The sequence below is a fragment of the Gimesia aquarii genome (assembly GCF_007748175.1).
Classification (GTDB): Bacteria; Planctomycetota; Planctomycetia; order Planctomycetales; family Planctomycetaceae; genus Gimesia; species Gimesia aquarii_A.
The window spans coordinates 6,050,749-6,068,771 of record NZ_CP037422.1; the positions used below are offsets into that span (position 1 = coordinate 6,050,749).

General features: G+C 45.9%; 15 protein-coding genes. 6 read left to right on the top strand and 9 right to left on the bottom strand.

From position 1 onward, the window contains the following. Window positions 1-4: 4 nt before the first annotated feature. Together V202x_RS22930 and V202x_RS22935 are read right to left on the bottom strand one after the other, a co-directional pair. Window positions 5-1,105 (bottom strand): acyl-CoA dehydrogenase family protein, encoded by a 1,101-nt coding sequence (locus tag V202x_RS22930; RefSeq protein WP_145179154.1) that lies wholly within the window; start codon window positions 1,103-1,105, stop codon window positions 5-7. A 242-nt stretch (window positions 1,106-1,347) separates the two neighbouring features. After that, complete coding sequence (locus V202x_RS22935; RefSeq protein ID WP_145179155.1) at window positions 1,348-2,652, bottom strand: hypothetical protein; 1,305 nt, start codon at window positions 2,650-2,652, stop codon at window positions 1,348-1,350. Between the two features lie 214 nt (window positions 2,653-2,866). On the opposite strand from V202x_RS22935, the gene V202x_RS22940 reads away from it, so the two are divergent. The 3 genes from V202x_RS22940 to thiL all read left to right on the top strand — a co-directional run bounded on the left by V202x_RS22940 (window position 2,867) and on the right by thiL (window position 6,887). Further along, a complete protein-coding gene (locus tag V202x_RS22940; protein WP_145179156.1) occupies window positions 2,867-3,964 on the top strand; it encodes a tetratricopeptide repeat protein in 1,098 nt (365 codons plus the stop codon). A 288-nt stretch (window positions 3,965-4,252) separates the two neighbouring features. Next, on the top strand, window positions 4,253-5,707 hold the full coding sequence (locus V202x_RS22945; RefSeq protein WP_232098649.1) for a trypsin-like peptidase domain-containing protein: 1,455 nt from the start codon (window positions 4,253-4,255) through the stop codon (window positions 5,705-5,707). A gap of 232 nt (window positions 5,708-5,939) precedes the next feature. After that, window positions 5,940-6,887: a thiamine-phosphate kinase gene (gene thiL, locus V202x_RS22950; protein WP_145179157.1), complete on the top strand. Its 948-nt coding sequence runs from the start codon at window positions 5,940-5,942 to the stop codon at window positions 6,885-6,887. On the opposite strand, the gene rpoN is transcribed toward thiL, so the two are convergent. The 4 genes from rpoN to dnaX all read right to left on the bottom strand — a co-directional run bounded on the left by rpoN (window position 6,884) and on the right by dnaX (window position 11,266). Continuing rightward, complete coding sequence (rpoN, locus tag V202x_RS22955; RefSeq protein ID WP_145179158.1) at window positions 6,884-8,374, bottom strand: RNA polymerase factor sigma-54; 1,491 nt, start codon at window positions 8,372-8,374, stop codon at window positions 6,884-6,886. The genes thiL and rpoN overlap by 4 nt on opposite strands. A gap of 57 nt (window positions 8,375-8,431) precedes the next feature. After that, complete coding sequence (gene recR / locus V202x_RS22960; protein WP_145179159.1) at window positions 8,432-9,058, bottom strand: recombination mediator RecR; 627 nt, start codon at window positions 9,056-9,058, stop codon at window positions 8,432-8,434. Window positions 9,059-9,137: 79 nt separating this feature from the next. After that, window positions 9,138-9,491: a YbaB/EbfC family nucleoid-associated protein gene (locus V202x_RS22965; protein WP_145179160.1), complete on the bottom strand. Its 354-nt coding sequence runs from the start codon at window positions 9,489-9,491 to the stop codon at window positions 9,138-9,140. A 2-nt stretch (window positions 9,492-9,493) separates the two neighbouring features. Next, window positions 9,494-11,266, bottom strand: a complete 1,773-nt coding sequence (gene dnaX, locus V202x_RS22970; RefSeq protein ID WP_197993054.1) for a DNA polymerase III subunit gamma/tau — start codon at window positions 11,264-11,266, stop codon at window positions 9,494-9,496. 424 nt (window positions 11,267-11,690) lie between these two features. On the opposite strand from dnaX, the gene V202x_RS22975 reads away from it, so the two are divergent. Beyond that, window positions 11,691-13,019 (top strand): amidase, encoded by a 1,329-nt coding sequence (locus V202x_RS22975; RefSeq protein ID WP_197993055.1) that lies wholly within the window; start codon window positions 11,691-11,693, stop codon window positions 13,017-13,019. A gap of 319 nt (window positions 13,020-13,338) precedes the next feature. On the opposite strand, the gene V202x_RS22980 is transcribed toward V202x_RS22975, so the two are convergent. The 3 genes from V202x_RS22980 to V202x_RS22990 form a co-directional block, all read right to left on the bottom strand. Next, entirely contained in the window at window positions 13,339-14,346 is a 1,008-nt protein-coding gene (locus V202x_RS22980) for an acyl-CoA desaturase (RefSeq protein ID WP_145179162.1), read from the bottom strand. 210 nt (window positions 14,347-14,556) lie between these two features. Further along, window positions 14,557-15,291 carry a response regulator transcription factor gene (locus tag V202x_RS22985; protein WP_145179163.1) on the bottom strand — a complete coding sequence of 245 codons (735 nt, stop codon included), beginning with the start codon at window positions 15,289-15,291 and terminating at the stop codon, window positions 14,557-14,559. Continuing rightward, window positions 15,288-16,295, bottom strand: coding sequence for a sensor histidine kinase (locus V202x_RS22990; protein WP_232098650.1), 1,008 nt, complete (start codon window positions 16,293-16,295; stop codon window positions 15,288-15,290). Before V202x_RS22990 ends, V202x_RS22985 begins: the two co-directional genes overlap by 4 nt. A gap of 403 nt (window positions 16,296-16,698) precedes the next feature. Between V202x_RS22990 and V202x_RS22995 the strand changes: the two genes are divergently transcribed. Together V202x_RS22995 and V202x_RS23000 are read left to right on the top strand one after the other, a co-directional pair. Further along, on the top strand, window positions 16,699-17,133 hold the full coding sequence (locus tag V202x_RS22995; RefSeq protein WP_145179164.1) for a DUF2784 domain-containing protein: 435 nt from the start codon (window positions 16,699-16,701) through the stop codon (window positions 17,131-17,133). Between the two features lie 158 nt (window positions 17,134-17,291). Beyond that, window positions 17,292-18,020, top strand: coding sequence for an SDR family oxidoreductase (locus V202x_RS23000; protein ID WP_145179165.1), 729 nt, complete (start codon window positions 17,292-17,294; stop codon window positions 18,018-18,020). The last annotated feature ends 3 nt before the right edge of the window (window positions 18,021-18,023 follow it).

The following is an 18,023-nucleotide window of genomic DNA, read 5'->3' on the forward strand; positions in this document are numbered from 1 at the left end:
ACCGTCAGTCAAGCACACAGGCAAATTCTTTCATGTTGGCATGCACGACGGGTTGCGGACAGGACCAGACGAGGAAGAACATCGCTTCACGGATTGCTCTTTCTGCCGGATGGCCTTTGACAAAACCCGCACCTTTCACAGCCGCCAGTAACGCCTGGGAGGCGCGAAGTACCAAGGAGTTGGATCGCTCGCGTATCTTTTCAGAAATTGAACCGTTCAGTGTTCCCGAATTTAAAGCACCAAACATATCGGTAAAGATTACTTCACACTCGGCATTGAATGGCTGATAGATTTCTTCCAGATCAGGGCGTTTGTCGGCTTCTGCTTTTAATTTTATAATTGTTCGCCTGGCGACGCCCAAAGCTAATGCTGAAGTCGTCAAAGAACCGGCGCCTCCCTGACCATCGGGACGCTTCATGACATTTTCTACCGGGCCGGCAATCAGATGTTCTGCAGGAATCTCCACTTCATTGAGTTTAACGGGACCTGTTTGTGACCCTGTCATCGATAACATTTCAATCGCGGGCTGAACTTCCACACCTTGCAATCCCGTACTAACCAGTCCGAGGATTTGGGTCCCATCCTCACAGACGCCACCGGTCACAATGTAGTCGGCATGGACGGCTCCCGTGACCCAGGGGACAAAGCCATCCAACAACCACCCCGTTGCTGTCTGTTTTGCAACCACTGTTGGTTTACTCAAGTGTTGTCTGGAAGTAGTGAGATGGGAAATTCCCACCGTGGCAAATTTCGCCCCGGTTGCCAATTCATTGAACACTCTGGCTTTGACATCATGATCTTCAGACCAGTTGATCCGTTGGCAAGCCGCATTAAACTGAGTTAAAACAAACGTTGTCGTTAAACAGGCCTCTGCCAAACTCGCATAGCCGTATGTCATCTCGATTGCACTGAAATCGGCTCCACCAAATTGAAGCGGGATATTCCAACCCAGGACGCCCGCTTGCTTGAGTACTTCCCACGATTCGTCGGGCCAGAGATGCTCTGTCTCGGGACGGTGCGCGTAATCTGAAACCGTCTTTAACAAAGCATCGAATTCTGCAGCAAATCGTTCTGGCTTGATTTGATTTAAGTAATCGTCCGACATCCCTTTTCTCTTCTCGTGTAAACAGGGGAACTCTTCACTCTAGTACTTTGTCAAGCTTGAAATTGCGGGTTGGAAGTGTAGTTTACGTGCTCCGTTGGCGCACTCCCATGATCTCGATCACCCCAAAATTCAAAAATGACACTCCACTCATCCTCAGTCTATAAAAAAAGCCTCATACTCGAAAGTATGAGGCTCGAATCTGTTGAGGAAGATACAAGATCTTACCCTATTTTCTCAGCCATTCAGTTACAGGTCACACAGTCGACATCGCAATCAGGTACCTGGACCAAGACCTTTTTAGCGACATGCCGACAAACCTGAACGGGAACTTCTTTCTCGACCGTCTTGGGAACACAAACAGTATAGGCCTGCTTGACCACTTTCGGCACACGCTTGCAAACCGTAACTCTCCGTGTGCAGGTCTTTTGCTGTGGCACACAAACCGTATAGTTCACTTTACGTGTTTTTTCCTCTTTGACATAAGAGCAGACTTTCACGTCACAGGTACGTGTTTCCTGCTTACAAAGCTTTACCTGATAAGTATACTCTTCAGGAACACAAGTCACTTCGCAAACTTTCACAGTACGAGTTCGTTTTTCCCGCTTACAAAGCTGAACGTGATAAGTGTATTTTTCAGGAACACAAACGGTTTCACATACTTTCACGGTACGAGTCCGCTTTTCCAACTTACAACGTTGGACTTCATAAGTATAAGGGACTTGTTCGCACTGACGTTGATACGAAGTGTACTCGACTTTCTTTTTGACAATTTTAGGTACCCAGACGCGCTGTGTGCAAACTGGAGCACATGCAGTCTGGCAACAATTGTCACAAGTTCCACAATCACCACAAGCAGGGGCAGGGCAGGCAGACTTGATCGGACGCTCTTCCCAATGCCCTTGATCTTCACAGACCATGCGGTAACTCTTCACAGGAACGCATTTCATAACAGTGCGTGTTCCCTGACACTTTTCTGTATAAGGAACTCGGACACAGTACTCTTGCTTGACATCCTTCATAACCATTTTTTGAACTTGGCGTGTACCTGTTCGTTTTTCGGTGTAAGGCACGTTCGCGTAGTAATCCTGTTTGACATCATTCCAAGTTGTCTTTTTAACCAGACGGGTTCCTGTCCGCTTTTCATAATAGGGAACGTTGACTGTATAAGTCTTTTTTGAAGTCTTCCAAACTGGCTTACAGGCAATGTATTTTTCCATACGCGTTCGGACTTCTGGAACCTGAACCGTATAAGTGTGAGTGACTTCTTTCGTTTCGGGAACCAGATCGTAAACAGTCACATCACGATGACGTGTTTCGGGATGGTACTCGGTGCACTTTACTTTGCGCATCTCGGTTACCATTTGTGGTACCATCACGGTTCGTTCGACCGTTTTGCATTGTGGTTTGCAGACGACGGTCGCACATGGATTACATCCAGTCTGACACGGTGCAGCAGACACACAACATTGCTGCGCCCGGCATTTCCCAGCCTGAGCTGCTGACGTCATCATCGTAATGGCCGTCAGAGCACATAAAAACTTAAACATTGGTTTCACTTTCCTCCCCTTTCATTGTTGCTTGTAGTTCGCGACCCAAAAAAATGACCATCTGAATTTTCTAATTCCCTTTAGTTTGGGAAAGAGTTATATGAAGCTATAGGATACCATGTTAATATAGGAATACTACGAAATATGCCAACTATATCAAAATAAGTACCAATTTTCACAATCAAACGATTAGGTAGACCTGGACACCAGCGTAATGTTAAGAAAACGAGAACTCTATGCGGCGCTATTGATAGTTTTGACGGTCGTAATTCTTGATTTTGAGGTCGTTTATGGATTGGAAGAACCAAAAATCTTTTCCAAAACCAAAATTGTGACTTCAAAAGGGGCGGAAATCAAAACTGGTACTGGCACTATTCATCAGGTTAGTCCTGGTGAAGTGCTCGTTGTTACACAAAGCAATAAAGAATGGCTGTGGATTCCACTTCTCGGGGGATGGATCAAAGAGACTGATGTCAAAGCCCCTGATGTGCTGATTCAACTTCTCGATCAATCGATTCAGGCGGCACCTACTGCAGATCGCTATCAACTGAGAGGAATCGCCTACCAGGCGCTTCAGCAATATGAAAAGGCTTTGGCAGACTTCAATGCTTCCCTCTCTTTGGAATCTGACAACGCGCATCTCTATGTTAATCGGGGAAATATCTGGCGTTTACAAAATAAGCCTGCGGAAGCACTGCAAGACCTCAATCGTGCTATCAAACTCGAACCATCCCGCGCGAACGCGTTTCATATTCGTGGACTGGTTTACTTTTACAACCAGGAAATCAAGAAAGCGATCCAGGACTTTAGTGCAGCAATTCGCATTCGACCTCAAATGATTTCTGCTTTGAATGCCAGGGGAATTGCCTACCGGGAGTTGAACCAACTGGATTCTGCACTACAGGATTTCAATCAGGCTATCAAAGCCAATAGCTTCGTATCCGAAGTATTCAGCAATCGTGCATCAGTTTGGGAGCAAAAAAAACAGTTTGAATCTGCGATCAAAGACTATAAAAGGGCGATCGAGCTTAATCCCTCGTCGGCAATCGCTCACAATGACCTCGCCTGGCTTTACGTCACTTGTGATGACTCTCGATTTCGTGACTCAACAGCAGCTGTGCTCCATTCCCAAAAAGCATGTGAATTGACAGAATTTGGAGACGCCAACCTGCTCGATACTTTAGCGACAGCTTATCTTGAAAATCAACAAACTGACAAAGCAGTGGAATTCCTCAAAAAAGCGATTGAAAAGGCTCCTGACGATCAAAAAAATATAATAAAAAAGAAGCTCGAGAAAATCAAAAAAGATTAAATTCTGATTCAAGAAATCTTTTTCATGACGAATTTTAAGGCGATTTCTGCCCCAGCGACTCATTCCTCATTGCTACGGCTTCTGTGCGCATAAAATTCATGAGGAGATTTCCAGATCGCCTCACATTTTTCCCAAAGACGAGGCCGAATTATCGATACTGTTTATCCAAATTAACGCACTGTCAACTAGGTAAACTATTCCAGAGAGTGTGTTCATGATTAAGACACTATAGAAATCATTCCGATATCCAGTTCTACGGAGCATTGATGGATCGCTTCCGGTCGGTAGATGGAACTAGGACACACGCGAGTAATCGCCCGCCACCTCGATGAACTGAGCCACCGAATGATTAAGTGTTTTTATAAATTTACACTATGCACCGCTCTCCTTCTCACTGGATTAGGTGCGTTTTGTGAACATAGTGCCGCTTCCGATATCAGAAAAACTCCACTGGTACGCGCTATCGAACGTGCTAAAACCTCTGTGGTGAACATCCACAGCGAAAAAACAGCTCGTACCGATGACTCGCTCTTCGGCTCTGGAAAAAGCCGAAAAGTCAATGGAATGGGAACGGGAATTGTCGTCGACCCCAGAGGCTATATTGTCACGAATCATCACGTTGTGGATGGTGTCGATTCGTTACGTGTGACAATGATAGATGGCGGCACGTTTAACGCCCGAGTCATTTCTTCAAACCAAAGCGAAGATCTTGCGATCATCAAGATCAATCCCACGAAAAAATTGACTGTAATGCCACCAGGAACTTCCTCAGATCTGATGTTGGGAGAAACCGTCATTGCTGTCGGGAATGCTTTTGGCTACGAACATACCGTCACTTCCGGAATCATCAGTTCGCTCTCGCGTGATGTTGAAGTGAATGAAAAACAATCATACAAAAATCTGATCCAGACCGATGCCAGTATCAACCCGGGAAACAGTGGTGGACCGCTCCTGAATCTTGATGGTGAGGTCGTCGGCATCAATGTCGCCATTCGCGCTGGTGCACAACGAATCGGTTTCGCGATTCCCATCGATGATGCTCGAAAAATTATTGCCAACCTGATTAGTACCGAATTGATCGACCACACTTATCACGGAATTCAAGCCAAAGATGTTAAGCAGGGTGACAAGCAGATGCTTGTACTCAAGCAACCGCTGAAAAACAGTCCTGCTGAAAAATCAGGTTTGCAAAAAGATGACATCGTCATGAAAGCAGGCTCTGTAAACGTGGTCGACCGTGCCGATCTGGAACGGGCTTTAATGGGCCACAAAGTGGGTGACACCATCGACCTGTTGATTCGACGTAAAGAAAAAACTCAAACCGTTCAAATCACTCTGGTAGACGTTGGAAATGTTGTTCGTACGACTCCCGTAAGTGCTCCCATTGTTCGCGCTCAAAATACAGAAGTTTCGACTGACCCTACCATCAACAAAACATGGGAACTGCTTGGCATTCGAATCTCTAAAGTCCCTGAAACACAAAAACATCTGCTAAATCCTCGCTACGAAGGGGGGATGTTGATCGAAGAAGTTCGTCCTAAAAGTCCTGCCGCTATCAACGGCATGCGAAGAGGCGACATTCTCGTTGGACTGCACATCTGGGAGACCGTCAATCTGAGTAATGTTTCCTACGTACTAAGCAACTCAAAGCTAGCCAGCTTTAGTCCGCTTAAGTTTTACATTCTCCGGAAAAATGAAACATTGTACGGTCATTTACCACTGAATCTCACTAGTTCCCACTAAATGAGATTCTTGGCTTCATCTACCTTTATACGATTATCAAGCTCGGCGCTATGATCTAAACATCTGCCGGGCTTTTTTGTATTAAGTCAGAGTAGTTCTTGAAAATTTACTCAGATCACAAACCTCTGACATTCAGACTCTCGCTGTAGATTATATAATCCTGGTATAATAACACTTTGTTAGTGATCCTTTTCAGATAAATAGTCTACTAGAAACAATTCAAACGCTTAACATGACTCCTCCATTTCACGAATTTGACCTGATTCAATGGATTCGTGAGCAGTGCCCCGATTCACAAACGGATCTTCTGGGCATTGGTGATGACACCGCGATCCTTCAACCACTCAAAGATCGCGAGCTACTACTGGCAACAGACATGCTGATGGAAGGGACTCACTTCACGCTTCCACCCGCTACTCCTGAACTGGCAGGTCGTAAAGCGTTAGCCGTGAATCTGAGCGATCTCGCAGCGATGGGGGGTAAACCACATTCGGCACTTGTCAGTCTGGCGTTACCCCAATCAAAAGGACCAGAATTCGCTAAGGCCGTGATGCAGGGGATGATTGATCTGGCACAAGAGTTTCAAGTACAGCTCATTGGTGGTGATACAAACAGCTGGCAGGGACCGCTCGTTATTAATGTCGCAATTATTGGAACCGCGCTACAAGCACAATCAGTAACACGTTCAGGGAGTACTCCCGGCGATTGGATTTTTGTAACCGGCAAGTTAGGTGGCAGCATCCATTCGCATCATCTCACATTTACCCCCAGAGTGGATGAGGCAAACCGGCTCAGTCAATCCGTGACCATCAAATCGATGATTGATATTAGCGATGGCCTGGCCTCTGATCTGTTCCATATTCTGGACGAATCTAAAGTTGGTGCCCAAATTAATGCAGCAGAGATTCCCATTAGCAACAGAGTTACCCTGGATCATCCACAGACCTCTCGGTTGCAACATGCTTTGTCGGATGGAGAAGATTTTGAGCTACTGTTTACCGTTTCGCCGGAAGACGGAAAACGACTTGTAAGTCAAAATCCGTTACAAATTAAGCTGACACATATCGGTGAAATTACTCAAGAGCAGGGCGCCGTTCTCCATCACGCAGATGGTTCTCGAACTTCGCTCAAACGGACTGGCTGGGAACATTCGCTATCAGGTCAAAAGCGAAATGATTAATATTCGCGTCTCTGGCGTGATGAAGGAATATTCATCGCTTTACGATATTTCGTCACGGTTCTGCGAGCGAGATTATAGCCTTCCTTAGACAGTGCCTCCACAAGGGCATCATCGCTGAGTGGCTTATTTTTGTCTTCCGCGTCGATAATCTCTTTCATCTTCAAGCGGATAATTCCCCAGGCAACGTCTTCTCCATCCGACGTCTTTGTGCCTCCGCCAAAGAACCGCTTGAGTGGATAGAGTCCACGTGGAGTCTGAATCCATTTGTCGTCGACAGCTCTGGAAACGGTCGTTACATGGACGCCGACCACATCTGCAATTTGCTGCATCTTTAAAGGAACAATGTGCTCAGGACCATTATCCAGAAACTCTGTCTGAAAGTCGACGATCGCTTGTGCCACACGTTTCAAAGTACTATGACGCTGTTCAATGGCTTCGATCAACCATTTGGCAGAATCAATTTTTTTCTTAATGTATTCTTTGGTCTGATCGTCTGCGTTGTTACGCAATAAATTTTGAAAATAGCGGCTAATTCTTAGTGGTGGCGTGTATTCATTCTCCACTTCGACAACATATTTCCCGTTTTCATCGCGTTTGACAAAGACATCAGGTGTGACCTTCAAAACGGGTTCCGATTCAAAGCCACGCCCGGGGAAAGGATCAAGATAACGCAAATACGACATCGCGTTCTTGATGGTATCGATTGAATAGCCTGTTTTGCGTTGAATCACGGGAAGACGGTTCTGCCCCAGGTCATCCAGATGAGAAGAAATCAATGTGACCAGCACTTCTCGAAATGGTGCATCCGGTTTCAACTGGAGCAGCAAACATTCCTTCAGATCTCTGGCTCCCACGCCAGGAGGATCACATTTTTGAATTAAACGGAGCGCTGCTTCCGCATCTTCTTGTGAGATTTTTTTCTCATAAACCTGTACGATCTCAGGCAATGAGCTTTGCAACCGACCATTATGGTCCAGGTTTTGAATGAGATACTCACCAAATTCCCGCACTTCCGGAGAACAATTGAAGAAATGAAACTGTTCCACCAGGTATTCATTAATTGTCTGTTGTCGTTCTGAAATATTCGCAACGGCGTCATTACTACGTTCCATATCATCGCTGATACGGTTCGCTGAAGGCTTCGTGGCTGAAGTCACATTATCTTCCGGCCATTGCTCTGCCATCTCTAATAAACGCTCAAAGTCCGACTCGTTATTCTGCTCACTCCCCGCGATGATTTCTTTTTCGTCAATCTCATGGCCGTTCGATTCTGAGTTCGCTTGATCACGCAGAAGTTCCGATTCAGTGTCGGGGGTACTCTCGTTGTTACTCTCACGTTCCAGACAGACGTTCTCTTCCAGTTCCTGGTCGATGCGTTCTTCCAGCGCCTGTAATGGAAGCTGTAAGATTTCCATCGACTGAATCATTCTGGGTGCCAGCTTCATTTGCTGGCCCAGTTTCATTTGCTGGGAAATATTCAGATGCATGTATTATCCGAATCCAAACTCATATGTAATGTAGTGTAAATAAAACCAGCGTTTTTTTTAAAAACGTTGTCGCCCCTGTAACGCATCAGATAACATCTCTTTGTTAGCAAACTCTAGCACACTCCCAGAAGCAATCCCCCGCGCCAATCTGGTAATTTCGACATTTTCGTTTTCTAAAAGATTTGATATGTATAAAGCCGTCCCATCCCCTTCGAGTGTCGGGTTTGTCGCCATGATGATCTCGCTGACACCATCCTGTTTCACACGACGAACGAGCGCATCGATTGTCAGTTTTTCAGGCCCCACTCCCTCCAAAGGGGAAATCCGTCCTTGTAGAACGTGATAAACTCCCTGAAAGGAACTGGTTGCTTCCAGAGAGACCACATCGCGTGGTTGCTCTACAACACAAACCAGCGTTTTATCCCGTCGAGTATCCGCACAGATGCTACAGACTTCATTTTCGGTAAGGTTGTAACAAACGGTGCAGGGCCGTACGGACTGTTTGACAGCCATGATTGCATCAGCCAACTGCCGCGCATTTCCTTCGGATATCGATAAAATATAATGAGCGAGTCGCTCTGCAGATTTGCGACCAATCCCAGGCAGAGTGGCAAATTGATCGATCAATTGTCCCACACTGGAACCATAAGGATGAGACTGACTCTCTCTTCCACGTATCGACATAACACTGAATCTTTTACAACTGAAGAATCGCGAACTCTTATCTGGAGATCGATGAAAACGATCGCCAGTTAGAAACGTACTAAGCATTCGGATTGAATTTTGCCAATGCCTCATCCAATCCGGGAATATTCATTCCTCCCGTCAGTTGAGCCATTTCTTCGGCGGCCCCTTCACGAGCCTTTTCCAATGCCTGATTGGTTGCCGCGGTCAAAAGGTCTTCGAGCATCTCCTTATCATCACTGTCGAGTAGAGTCTGATCTATCTTGTAACTCAGAATTTTCTGCTGACCATTGGCTTCGACGTTAACCATTCCACCCCCGGCGGAACCTTCAAATCGAAGCTTTCCCAATTTCTCCTGCATTTCCTGCATGCGCCCCTGCATCTCTGAAAATTGTTTCATCATGCCGGCGATATTTCCCAGTCCTTTGAACATGGTCACGAATCCTCTTTTTCATCTTCTGTTTGCTTATTTAAAACACTGACCCGCACACTTTTCGCATTGAAAACCGCAAGTGCTTCCTGCAAAAACTCGTCTGAGTCAGGCGATAAATCGCGCTGCTCAACCCGTCTTTTTGTCAGCGTTGAATTGCTTTCTTTCTCTGCTGTCGTTTCTGACGAGGACTCCTGTAATCGAATTTTGATTCGTTCCCCAGTCAGTTTTTCCAGCGATCCTTCGAGTTTGACCATGATTTCCGGTCGCTCGCAGTATTGCTTTGAAAAATTATAGCTCTTAGAGAATTGTAAATCCAGTTGTTTCGGCCCAGAAATTGCTATTGACTCCACTCCCTTCAAAGAGTCTTTTAGCAGATCTTCATTGATTTCAATGAGTTGCGTTAACAATAAACTTTCTACTCCTGCGCGAAATGGGATCAATTCAGCTGTCGAAGTAGCACTTTCAATTGAATTTTGTGTTACAACCGAATTTATTTCACTTTTTTTTTCAATTTTTTTTTGAGTAGGAGGCTCATTCTGAGTAGATGGATTCACCTCAGGGGTAGAAACAGCGTTTTGCGTGCTGCCTTTAGGCTGTGAGGCAGGTCGCTGGGTGGGAGGCAGAGCAGGAATCTGGACCCCATTTGTCAACAGGGAACACAACTGATCCAGATCTTCCAGCAGCGAAATTCGAATCAATGCCAATTCAACCAGTGCTCGTCCATGACTGGCACGAAACATTTTATTGCGTGCTTCATTCAGAATTTCAAAGGCAGCCAGACAGGTCTGAATTCCCCAAATCTGAGCCTGTTTCTGTAAACTGCTGCGGTTAATTTCAGAGATTGCCAATAAGGTTACCTGATCGGCACCAGTTGCAACCACTGATAAATCTCTTAGATAGTTCAGTAATTGATCGACGAATTCATTGAGCTGCACACCAGAATTCAAAGCCGCCTCAAACAGGGCAAGGGCCACATCTCGCTTGCGGTCAATCAAAGCGTCAATCAACTCAATCAACCGCTCATCACTGGCTGTTCCCAAGATGCGGTGCACACTTTCTGCTGTCAGATGGGAATCGCCAAACGAGAGTAATTGATCAAAAATGGATTGGCTGTCACGCATCGAACCGCCGGCACGACGTGCTACAAGCTGGATCGCACTCTCATCCACTTCGACCTGTTCCAATTCTGCAATCTGCTTCAAGCGGTTGCAGATGCTGGTCTCTTCAATGTATCCAAAATCGAACCGCTGGCAACGAGACAAAATGGTATCTGGCAGCTTATTCGGTTCTGTCGTGCAGAAAATAAACTTCACATTAGGAGGGGGCTCTTCAAGAGTCTTCAATAAGGCATTAAACGCCTCTTTGGTTAACATGTGAACTTCGTCGATGATATAAATCTTATACTGAGATCGCATCGACTTTACGTTTACATTGGCCCTCAATGACCGGATATCATCAATCCCGCGGTTCGAGGCACCATCGATTTCTAAAACATCAATATCACTACCCACGGAAATATTCTGGCAGACTTCACACTCTCCACACGGAATGCCCTCTTGTGAATTCGGGCAATTCAAAGCTTTGGCCAGTATGCGCGCCATGGATGTCTTACCCACTCCACGTGCGCCGGTAAACAGGTACGCATGCGCCACTCGATCAGCACAAATTGCATTTTGAAGGGCTTTGGCGACCATTTCCTGTCCGACGACTTCCGAGAAATTCTGAGGACGGAACCGACGGGCCAACACCGTATACTGTATCGATTTATTAGACATGCTTGTTTTCAGAGATCTGAATCAGTAAGAGGCAAACTTCCAATGACGATAATCATCAGATTCCAGAGTGATTCACAATACGTAACTCTGGTCTGACAATCCAGTGAGAGATTATACTGAATTTGCATCGGGGACTCGAACGAGTCGAACTAAAAATAAAAAAGGGGCGAAAAGCTGCCTCCTCGTACACCTGGAATAAACCATTGTGGGCTGCTTCGGTTAAGATCTGACCCGGTCAACGACTACCCCACCATACTCGGAGACAGCTTTTCGCCCCCTCATAGATAGCGAATTAATGCTTGGACCATGCATTATGAAGCTAATTTCTCAAGCGTCAAGCCACTGACATTTGAATTCCGGAAGTGAATCGTCGAAAATCACAAAAATCCGGTCACAACCCTCACTTATGCATCAGAAACCGAACATGAATCTATTCCAGACACCTCCCCAGACAATCACCGACATTCAGGTCGCTATGAAAGCAGGGCAACTTACCTGCGGCGAACTGCTAGAAACCTGTTTCGAACAAATCAAACAAAAAGAACCGCTCCTGCACGCCTGGGCCTATCTCGACGAGGAATCGGCGTTCCAGCAAGCTGAAACTCTTGACCAAGAATTGAAACAAGGCAAATGGAGAGGTCCATTGCATGGCATCCCCGTTGGTATCAAAGACATCATTGATGTTAAAGGTATGCCTACCAAAGCCGGTTTTCCAGAACGCGAAGATTCCCCCGCCATTCGGGATGCGACAGTCGTCGAAAACCTGCGAATCGAAGGCGCTATCTTTCCCGGTAAAACTGTGACGACACAACTAGCCTGTTTTGACCCACCTCCCACACGAAACCCCTGGAATCAGGAGCAGACTCCCGGTGGTTCCTCCAGCGGGTCAGCGGCTGCAGTCGCCGCAGGCATGTGTCTGGCAGCCGTCGGAACACAGACAGGCGGATCGATTATCAGACCTGCTTCGTTCTGTGGAGTTGCTGGCTTGAAACCGACTTATGGTATGGTCGATCGCCAAGGTCTGATTCTACTTTCCGAGCATCTGGATCACATCGGCCCCATCGCCCATACCTTAACGGACCTGGTGATGATGCTGGATGCGATGACGGATCAAGCAACATACCTTCCGCTGTTAATTGAACCGGTCAAAGAGGCCCCACGGATTGGTTGGCTCTCCGATTTCTTCGAAAGCAAAGCAGATGAAACGATGCGTCAGGCGATGGCAATAACTCGACAGAAACTGGAAGCTGCTGGAGCGACAGTCAAAAATGGTGAATTGCCTGCAGAGTTTGCATCGATTCTCGAAAACCATCTGAACTTGATGCAATATGAAATGGCTCAGAATCTAGGGAAGGACTATGAGCAAGAGCCCGATGCTTACGGCACCGCCATCAGTCAGGTTCTGGACGCGGGCAGGGCAGTCACCGATGAAATGTATCAGGCAAGTTTGAACTATCAGACTCAGATTGCCCCTCAAATGAGAAAACTCTTTTCCAGATACGAAATTTTAATCTCACCCGCTACCGTAGGGGCTGCGCCTGATATCTCAACGACGGGTGATCCGAGTCTGAACGCTCCCTGGAGCATGACCGGTTTTCCGACGATTTCCATTCCCGTTACTGTCACGGAACAAGGGCTTCCGCTGGCGATTCAAATCACAGGACACCCCGATAAATTCGACGATCTCCTACTCGCCGCTCAATGGTGCGAAGACGTTTTGCGTCCTGGCTATCTTGAACAGATCTTGTCCTGAAAAAACGGTTATCATTTCCCACCGGATTGTTTTAAGAATCGACAAAATAGTGAGCGGTTCGGCGCTAGCCGCCGGTTTAGTGATATCATATTCTTCGTTATATTCTGCATTCCCTATTGAGTATTATTTCGCAGGGAAACCTGAAGTCGAATTTTACCGAGTGCTAGCGCACTTTCGCTCACAAGATTGATTGATCGACTCGGTAGAAATGGATATTCAGCGACACTCAAACATTGTTTTTCAGAATTCATAATAAAGAGCATTACCAATTCTCGCTGGTAATGCTCTTTGAATTAACATTTTCTAGATGTTACGTCTCTTACGACTTAACAACAATCCCGTTTTTTCCCGGTTCGGGGTCGACTTCCGGTGTTGCATTTCGCTCAGGGATGCGATCGTTAACATCATAAGCCAAACCCACTGCCCGCAAAAGCTTGATCGACCACCAGGTAATATCAAATTCCCATTTACGGTGACCGGCGGGCGCAACAGAAGGATGAGCATGGTGATTGTTATGCCAGCCTTCGCCGTAAGCAACGATGGCAACCCACCAAAGATTTTTCGACTGATCTGTCGTTTCGTAATTGCGATAGCCCCACAGGTGTGTTGCAGAATTCACGAACCAGGTTGAGTTGTAGACAAATGCCATACGGGCACATAAGCCCCAGAGCAACATTGACCAGCCCATATAATTGCCACCCATAGCATAGCCTGCACCAAACATGGCAAACCCAGAGGCAACCAACCAGAGAGGGTATGTCTTTTCGAAGAACTGAATCATCGGGCGATCTTTAAAGTCGGGAATATAGTGTTCCGCAAATTTGTCGTTGATTTCTTTACTACGATAGACGAACAACCACAGAATGTGAGACCACCAGGTTCCTTCAAAAGGAGAATGGGGATCACCATCCTTGTCTGACTTTTGATGATGTAACCGGTGCGTGGCAGCCCACGTTAATGGGGAACCTTCACCCGACAACACACCACACAGTAAAACAAAGAATTCCGCAGGTGCTTTGAGCTTAAAAGATTTGTGTGACATATAGCGGTGAAAGCCCAGACAAATACCGATACTGGCTGTCGCCCAATGCAGTACCAGACAAGTGACGATTGCCTGCCACGAGATGAAAAAGAAGGCGGCGACGGCACCCACATGAATTCCGATCATCCACAACAGGACAACCCAATCCACATTACTCCATTTCAAATTTTCCTTATGAAACTTGGCAAGAATCTGCTCACGCTCTTCACGTTTTTTTGATTTCGTGATTTGCGGTGAAACAGCCGAGTCTTTTTGAACAGGTTCCTCCAGGGTGACACTCGACATCGTGGCCTCGCTATTTGATTGGGTGCTTCAATGATTCATATTCCGGGAATGAGCATTTTGCTCCTTCCCACATTTCAGCAGAATTCTATCAATGAGGTCGGAATCCGTTGTCTGGTAAGCGTCATAGAACTGTCAAAATTGTGTCAAAGTGAAAAATAGATTGAAAATTCAGAGAAACAACGCCTTAGAAAACTACGTTTGTTCACATTTTCACTCTGAAGATTCCTCTGGCATAAAGCGATAGCCAGCACCACGCACGGAAACGATATACACGGGTTCCGCGGGATTCGTCTCAACCAACTTGCGTAATCGCAGAACAAAATTGTCGATCGTACGTGTTGTCACATAAGCGGATTGCTCCCCCCAGACGTCTTCCAAGATTTGAGAGCGGGTGAGTACCATACCTTCATGTTCAATGAAATACTTGAGTAATCTCAATTCAAGATTTGTCAAGCTTTTGCGTTCCTCTCCGACTTCAATTTCAAACGACTCAAAATCGACGGTCACATTGCCAAAATGATAGAGGGCCGGCAATTTTTTGGACGTGTTTGTCACTGGCTGAACCAGGCTTTTTCGCTTTAACAAATTTTTGACCCGGCTGAGTAATTCAGGCAAAGCAAATGGCTTCGTCATATACTGGTCGGTACCGCAGTCAAATGCATAGGCTTTGTCTTCGCTCAGTTCTCGTGCGCTGAGGACCAAAATGGGAACAACTTCATCAATTCTGCGAATCTCCTTGGCAATTTCGTAACCACTCATGCCAGGTAACATGAGATCCAGAACCACAAGATCAATGTTGTCTTGATCTGTTTCATAACACTCTCTGAAGTAATTGAGGGCAGTCGGGCCATCTTCCGCAGTGAGAACAGTATAACCTTCCTGTTCGAAGTTGAATTTCAATCCCTGCGAGAGTGCTTTTTCATCTTCGACAACCAACAGTTTCATGATTCCGCGCTCCCGGGTAAATCGATGGCAAACACACTCCCAGACTCATCCAGGCGATCATGCACTGTTACTTTTCCTCCCAATAAATGTACTAAAGTTTTCACAATATAGAGTCCCAGACCCGTACCTGTTTTCCGCCTCTCAAGTTCACTTTCGCCGCGGTAAAAGATTTTAAAGATATCTTTGCGAATTTCAGGATCAACGCCTTCCCCATTATCCATAATGCGGGTGATTACACGGCCGCCTTTACTCAATCGAACTTGAACCAAAATCCGAGGCTGTGCACTACCATATTTAATGGCGTTGTCGATCACATTGCGAAAGATCATTTCCAATAAAATACGTCGCGTATGGATTACGGTGGGCTCAAAATCAAACTCGAAAATCTGATCCACTTCTAAATGACGTCGGTTGCATTCCACGCGTGCACAATGCCTGATTAATGGTTCAAGTGCAATATCTTCCGGATCGGACTCCATGCCTAACGCATCCAGACGTTTGACTTCTAGCAACTGGGAGATTAAATGATCCAGTCGCTCCAGCTCGACTTTCATCGTCTCATAAAATTCGCCGCGTTTCTCATCTGACAACGAATGCAGTTGCAGCGTTTCCAGATAGAGTTTGAGAGAAGCAATGGGAGTTTTCAATTCATGGGTCACACTATCAATAAAATCAGACTGCCGCTGGCTCAGACGTACTTCTTTAATTGTCAGGATCAAGTAGAAAGTTAATCCAACCAGAATCAACGCAAACACGACGGTACCGATCGTCAAAGCAGTCCACCAATAGATTTGGGCGGCCAGTACGATCCAGAACACCATCAATGCGATGTTCAAAGACATCAATACCACACTCAGAGTAATCGGCAGTCGCAAACGACCACTGCGCACCTTGCGCATCAGCTTCAAGGCCTTACCATTTCCAGAACGCATTTGCGTCTCAACAACAGAAGTTCCCTCCTGCTGTCGATCATCAATTTGTTGATGTCCAGTGGATGACACCATACTTTCCTTACTCTGAGTTTTCGATTTTGCCACGATCAATCATGCGCCTTAGAGTATTGATTCGCTACTATGCACTGCATGCCCACTTTGTAAACACACTTATCACACCAGCTTCATTTGATACTTACCAGTATATCTAAAAATAATAATGGAGAGTATGAACAAAACAACAATTCCCCGGAACTTCACTACCTGTTTTTTATGAGAATCATGGCTGAAAATAAAATAAGTGCAGTTCAACATTCAGATGCTTGCCTACCAAAGAATTTTGTATTTTTTTGATGAATCGCTTTTTCTCCAGGAATATTTCCACTTTTCGAAGCCTCTAAAAGAGTGCGGTTCAGCAACAGATTACAGTCGTGTAGAGTGCCTTCTCTGCAGTTCAGCGCATCAGGACTATCAAATGGAATTCCTCGCAACAGAGTTACTGTACCGTATTGGTGCCGATCTAACTGTCGTAATTCATTTCTCTTTTGTCATGTTTGTTCTATTAGGACAAATACTGATTCTCATCGGTGCGCTGGCAGGATGGAAGTGGGTTCGTAATTTCAAATTCCGCATGATCCACCTTCTTTCTATCCTGTTCGTGGTGCTCGAATCGCTGGTGGGAGTAACCTGTCCTTTAACAACATTCGAAAAATGGTTGCGCGATCAGGCGGGTGAAGTCAGCTATCAAGGCGATTTTATTGCAGCCTGTGTTCATGAAGCCTTGTTCATGGAAGCACCTCCCTGGGTGTTTACACTCTGCTATAGCCTATTTGGTCTCTTTGTGTTGATCACGTTTTTTCTTGCTCCTCCTCAAAGAGCGAAAAAGCAAGAGGTCACAAAAGAAACTTAAAAATCTCATCTCATTCAGCGATTCACGCTATTTTTAGCTCATTACCACTATTTCAATTTTTCGCTCGATGTCGTAAACTCTGGAATATCACGAATATTGACTCACGACATCATCAAGAGTAACCCACCTTAGTGAAAACAGAGCGAGAAATAGAAAACATGTCAGGACTAGAAAACAAAAATATCGTTGTTTCCGGTGGAGGCACTGGAATCGGGGCCGCCTGTGCTTTGAGTTTAGCCAAAGCAGGTGCCAATGTCATGATTGGTGGCAGACGTCTTGAGCCACTTGAAAAAACTGCTGCAGAAGCCGAAGGGAAAATCAAATGTCATGTGCTGGACGTCGCTGACCGTGAGAGTGTCTCAATGTTCTTCGCGGCTGTAAATCAGCAGTTAGGCCAGATTGATATTCTCGTAAATTGTGCAGGTATCAACTGTCGTGACCGTTCCATGGAAGTCGTCTCACCTGAAGATTGGGACCGTTTAATGAACGTGAATGCGACTGGGGCCTTCAATTGTATGCAGGCTGTACTGCCCCAAATGCGAGAGCGTCAGGACGGCTTGATTATTAACATCTGCTCTGTCTCTGGAATTCGGGCTGGTCTGTTAGGGGGAGTTGCCTATAATGCTTCTAAATTCGCGATGACAGCGCTCGGTACGACGGTCGCTCAGGAAGAAAAAGACCGTGGAGTACGCATCTCCACAATCTATCCAGGTGAAGTGGAAACCCCGATTCTGGATGATCGACCTGTTCCCGTCAGTAAAGAACATCGTGCCAAAATATTACAGCCGGAAGATGTTGCTGCTGCAGTGATGATGATTTGTCATCTCCCTCCACGTGCTCATGTTCCTGATTTAACAATTAAACCCACAACAGCCGCTTTTGTTTGATCA

Coding starts and splice junctions, on each gene's coding strand:
- V202x_RS22995 (WP_145179164.1), top strand. CDS start 16,699: ATGGAATTCCTCGCAACAGAGTTACTGTACCGTATTGGTGCCGATCTA.
- V202x_RS23000 (WP_145179165.1), top strand. CDS start 17,292: ATGTCAGGACTAGAAAACAAAAATATCGTTGTTTCCGGTGGAGGCACT.
- V202x_RS22940 (WP_145179156.1), top strand. CDS start 2,867: ATGTTAAGAAAACGAGAACTCTATGCGGCGCTATTGATAGTTTTGACG.
- V202x_RS22945 (WP_232098649.1), top strand. CDS start 4,253: ATGGAACTAGGACACACGCGAGTAATCGCCCGCCACCTCGATGAACTG.
- recR (WP_145179159.1), bottom strand. CDS start 9,058: ATGTCGATACGTGGAAGAGAGAGTCAGTCTCATCCTTATGGTTCCAGT.
- V202x_RS22930 (WP_145179154.1), bottom strand. CDS start 1,105: ATGTCGGACGATTACTTAAATCAAATCAAGCCAGAACGATTTGCTGCA.
- dnaX (WP_197993054.1), bottom strand. CDS start 11,266: ATGTCTAATAAATCGATACAGTATACGGTGTTGGCCCGTCGGTTCCGT.
- thiL (WP_145179157.1), top strand. CDS start 5,940: ATGACTCCTCCATTTCACGAATTTGACCTGATTCAATGGATTCGTGAG.
- V202x_RS22965 (WP_145179160.1), bottom strand. CDS start 9,491: ATGTTCAAAGGACTGGGAAATATCGCCGGCATGATGAAACAATTTTCA.
- V202x_RS22990 (WP_232098650.1), bottom strand. CDS start 16,295: ATGGTGTCATCCACTGGACATCAACAAATTGATGATCGACAGCAGGAG.
- rpoN (WP_145179158.1), bottom strand. CDS start 8,374: ATGCATCTGAATATTTCCCAGCAAATGAAACTGGGCCAGCAAATGAAG.
- V202x_RS22935 (WP_145179155.1), bottom strand. CDS start 2,652: ATGTTTAAGTTTTTATGTGCTCTGACGGCCATTACGATGATGACGTCA.
- V202x_RS22980 (WP_145179162.1), bottom strand. CDS start 14,346: ATGTCGAGTGTCACCCTGGAGGAACCTGTTCAAAAAGACTCGGCTGTT.
- V202x_RS22975 (WP_197993055.1), top strand. CDS start 11,691: ATGAATCTATTCCAGACACCTCCCCAGACAATCACCGACATTCAGGTC.
- V202x_RS22985 (WP_145179163.1), bottom strand. CDS start 15,291: ATGAAACTGTTGGTTGTCGAAGATGAAAAAGCACTCTCGCAGGGATTG.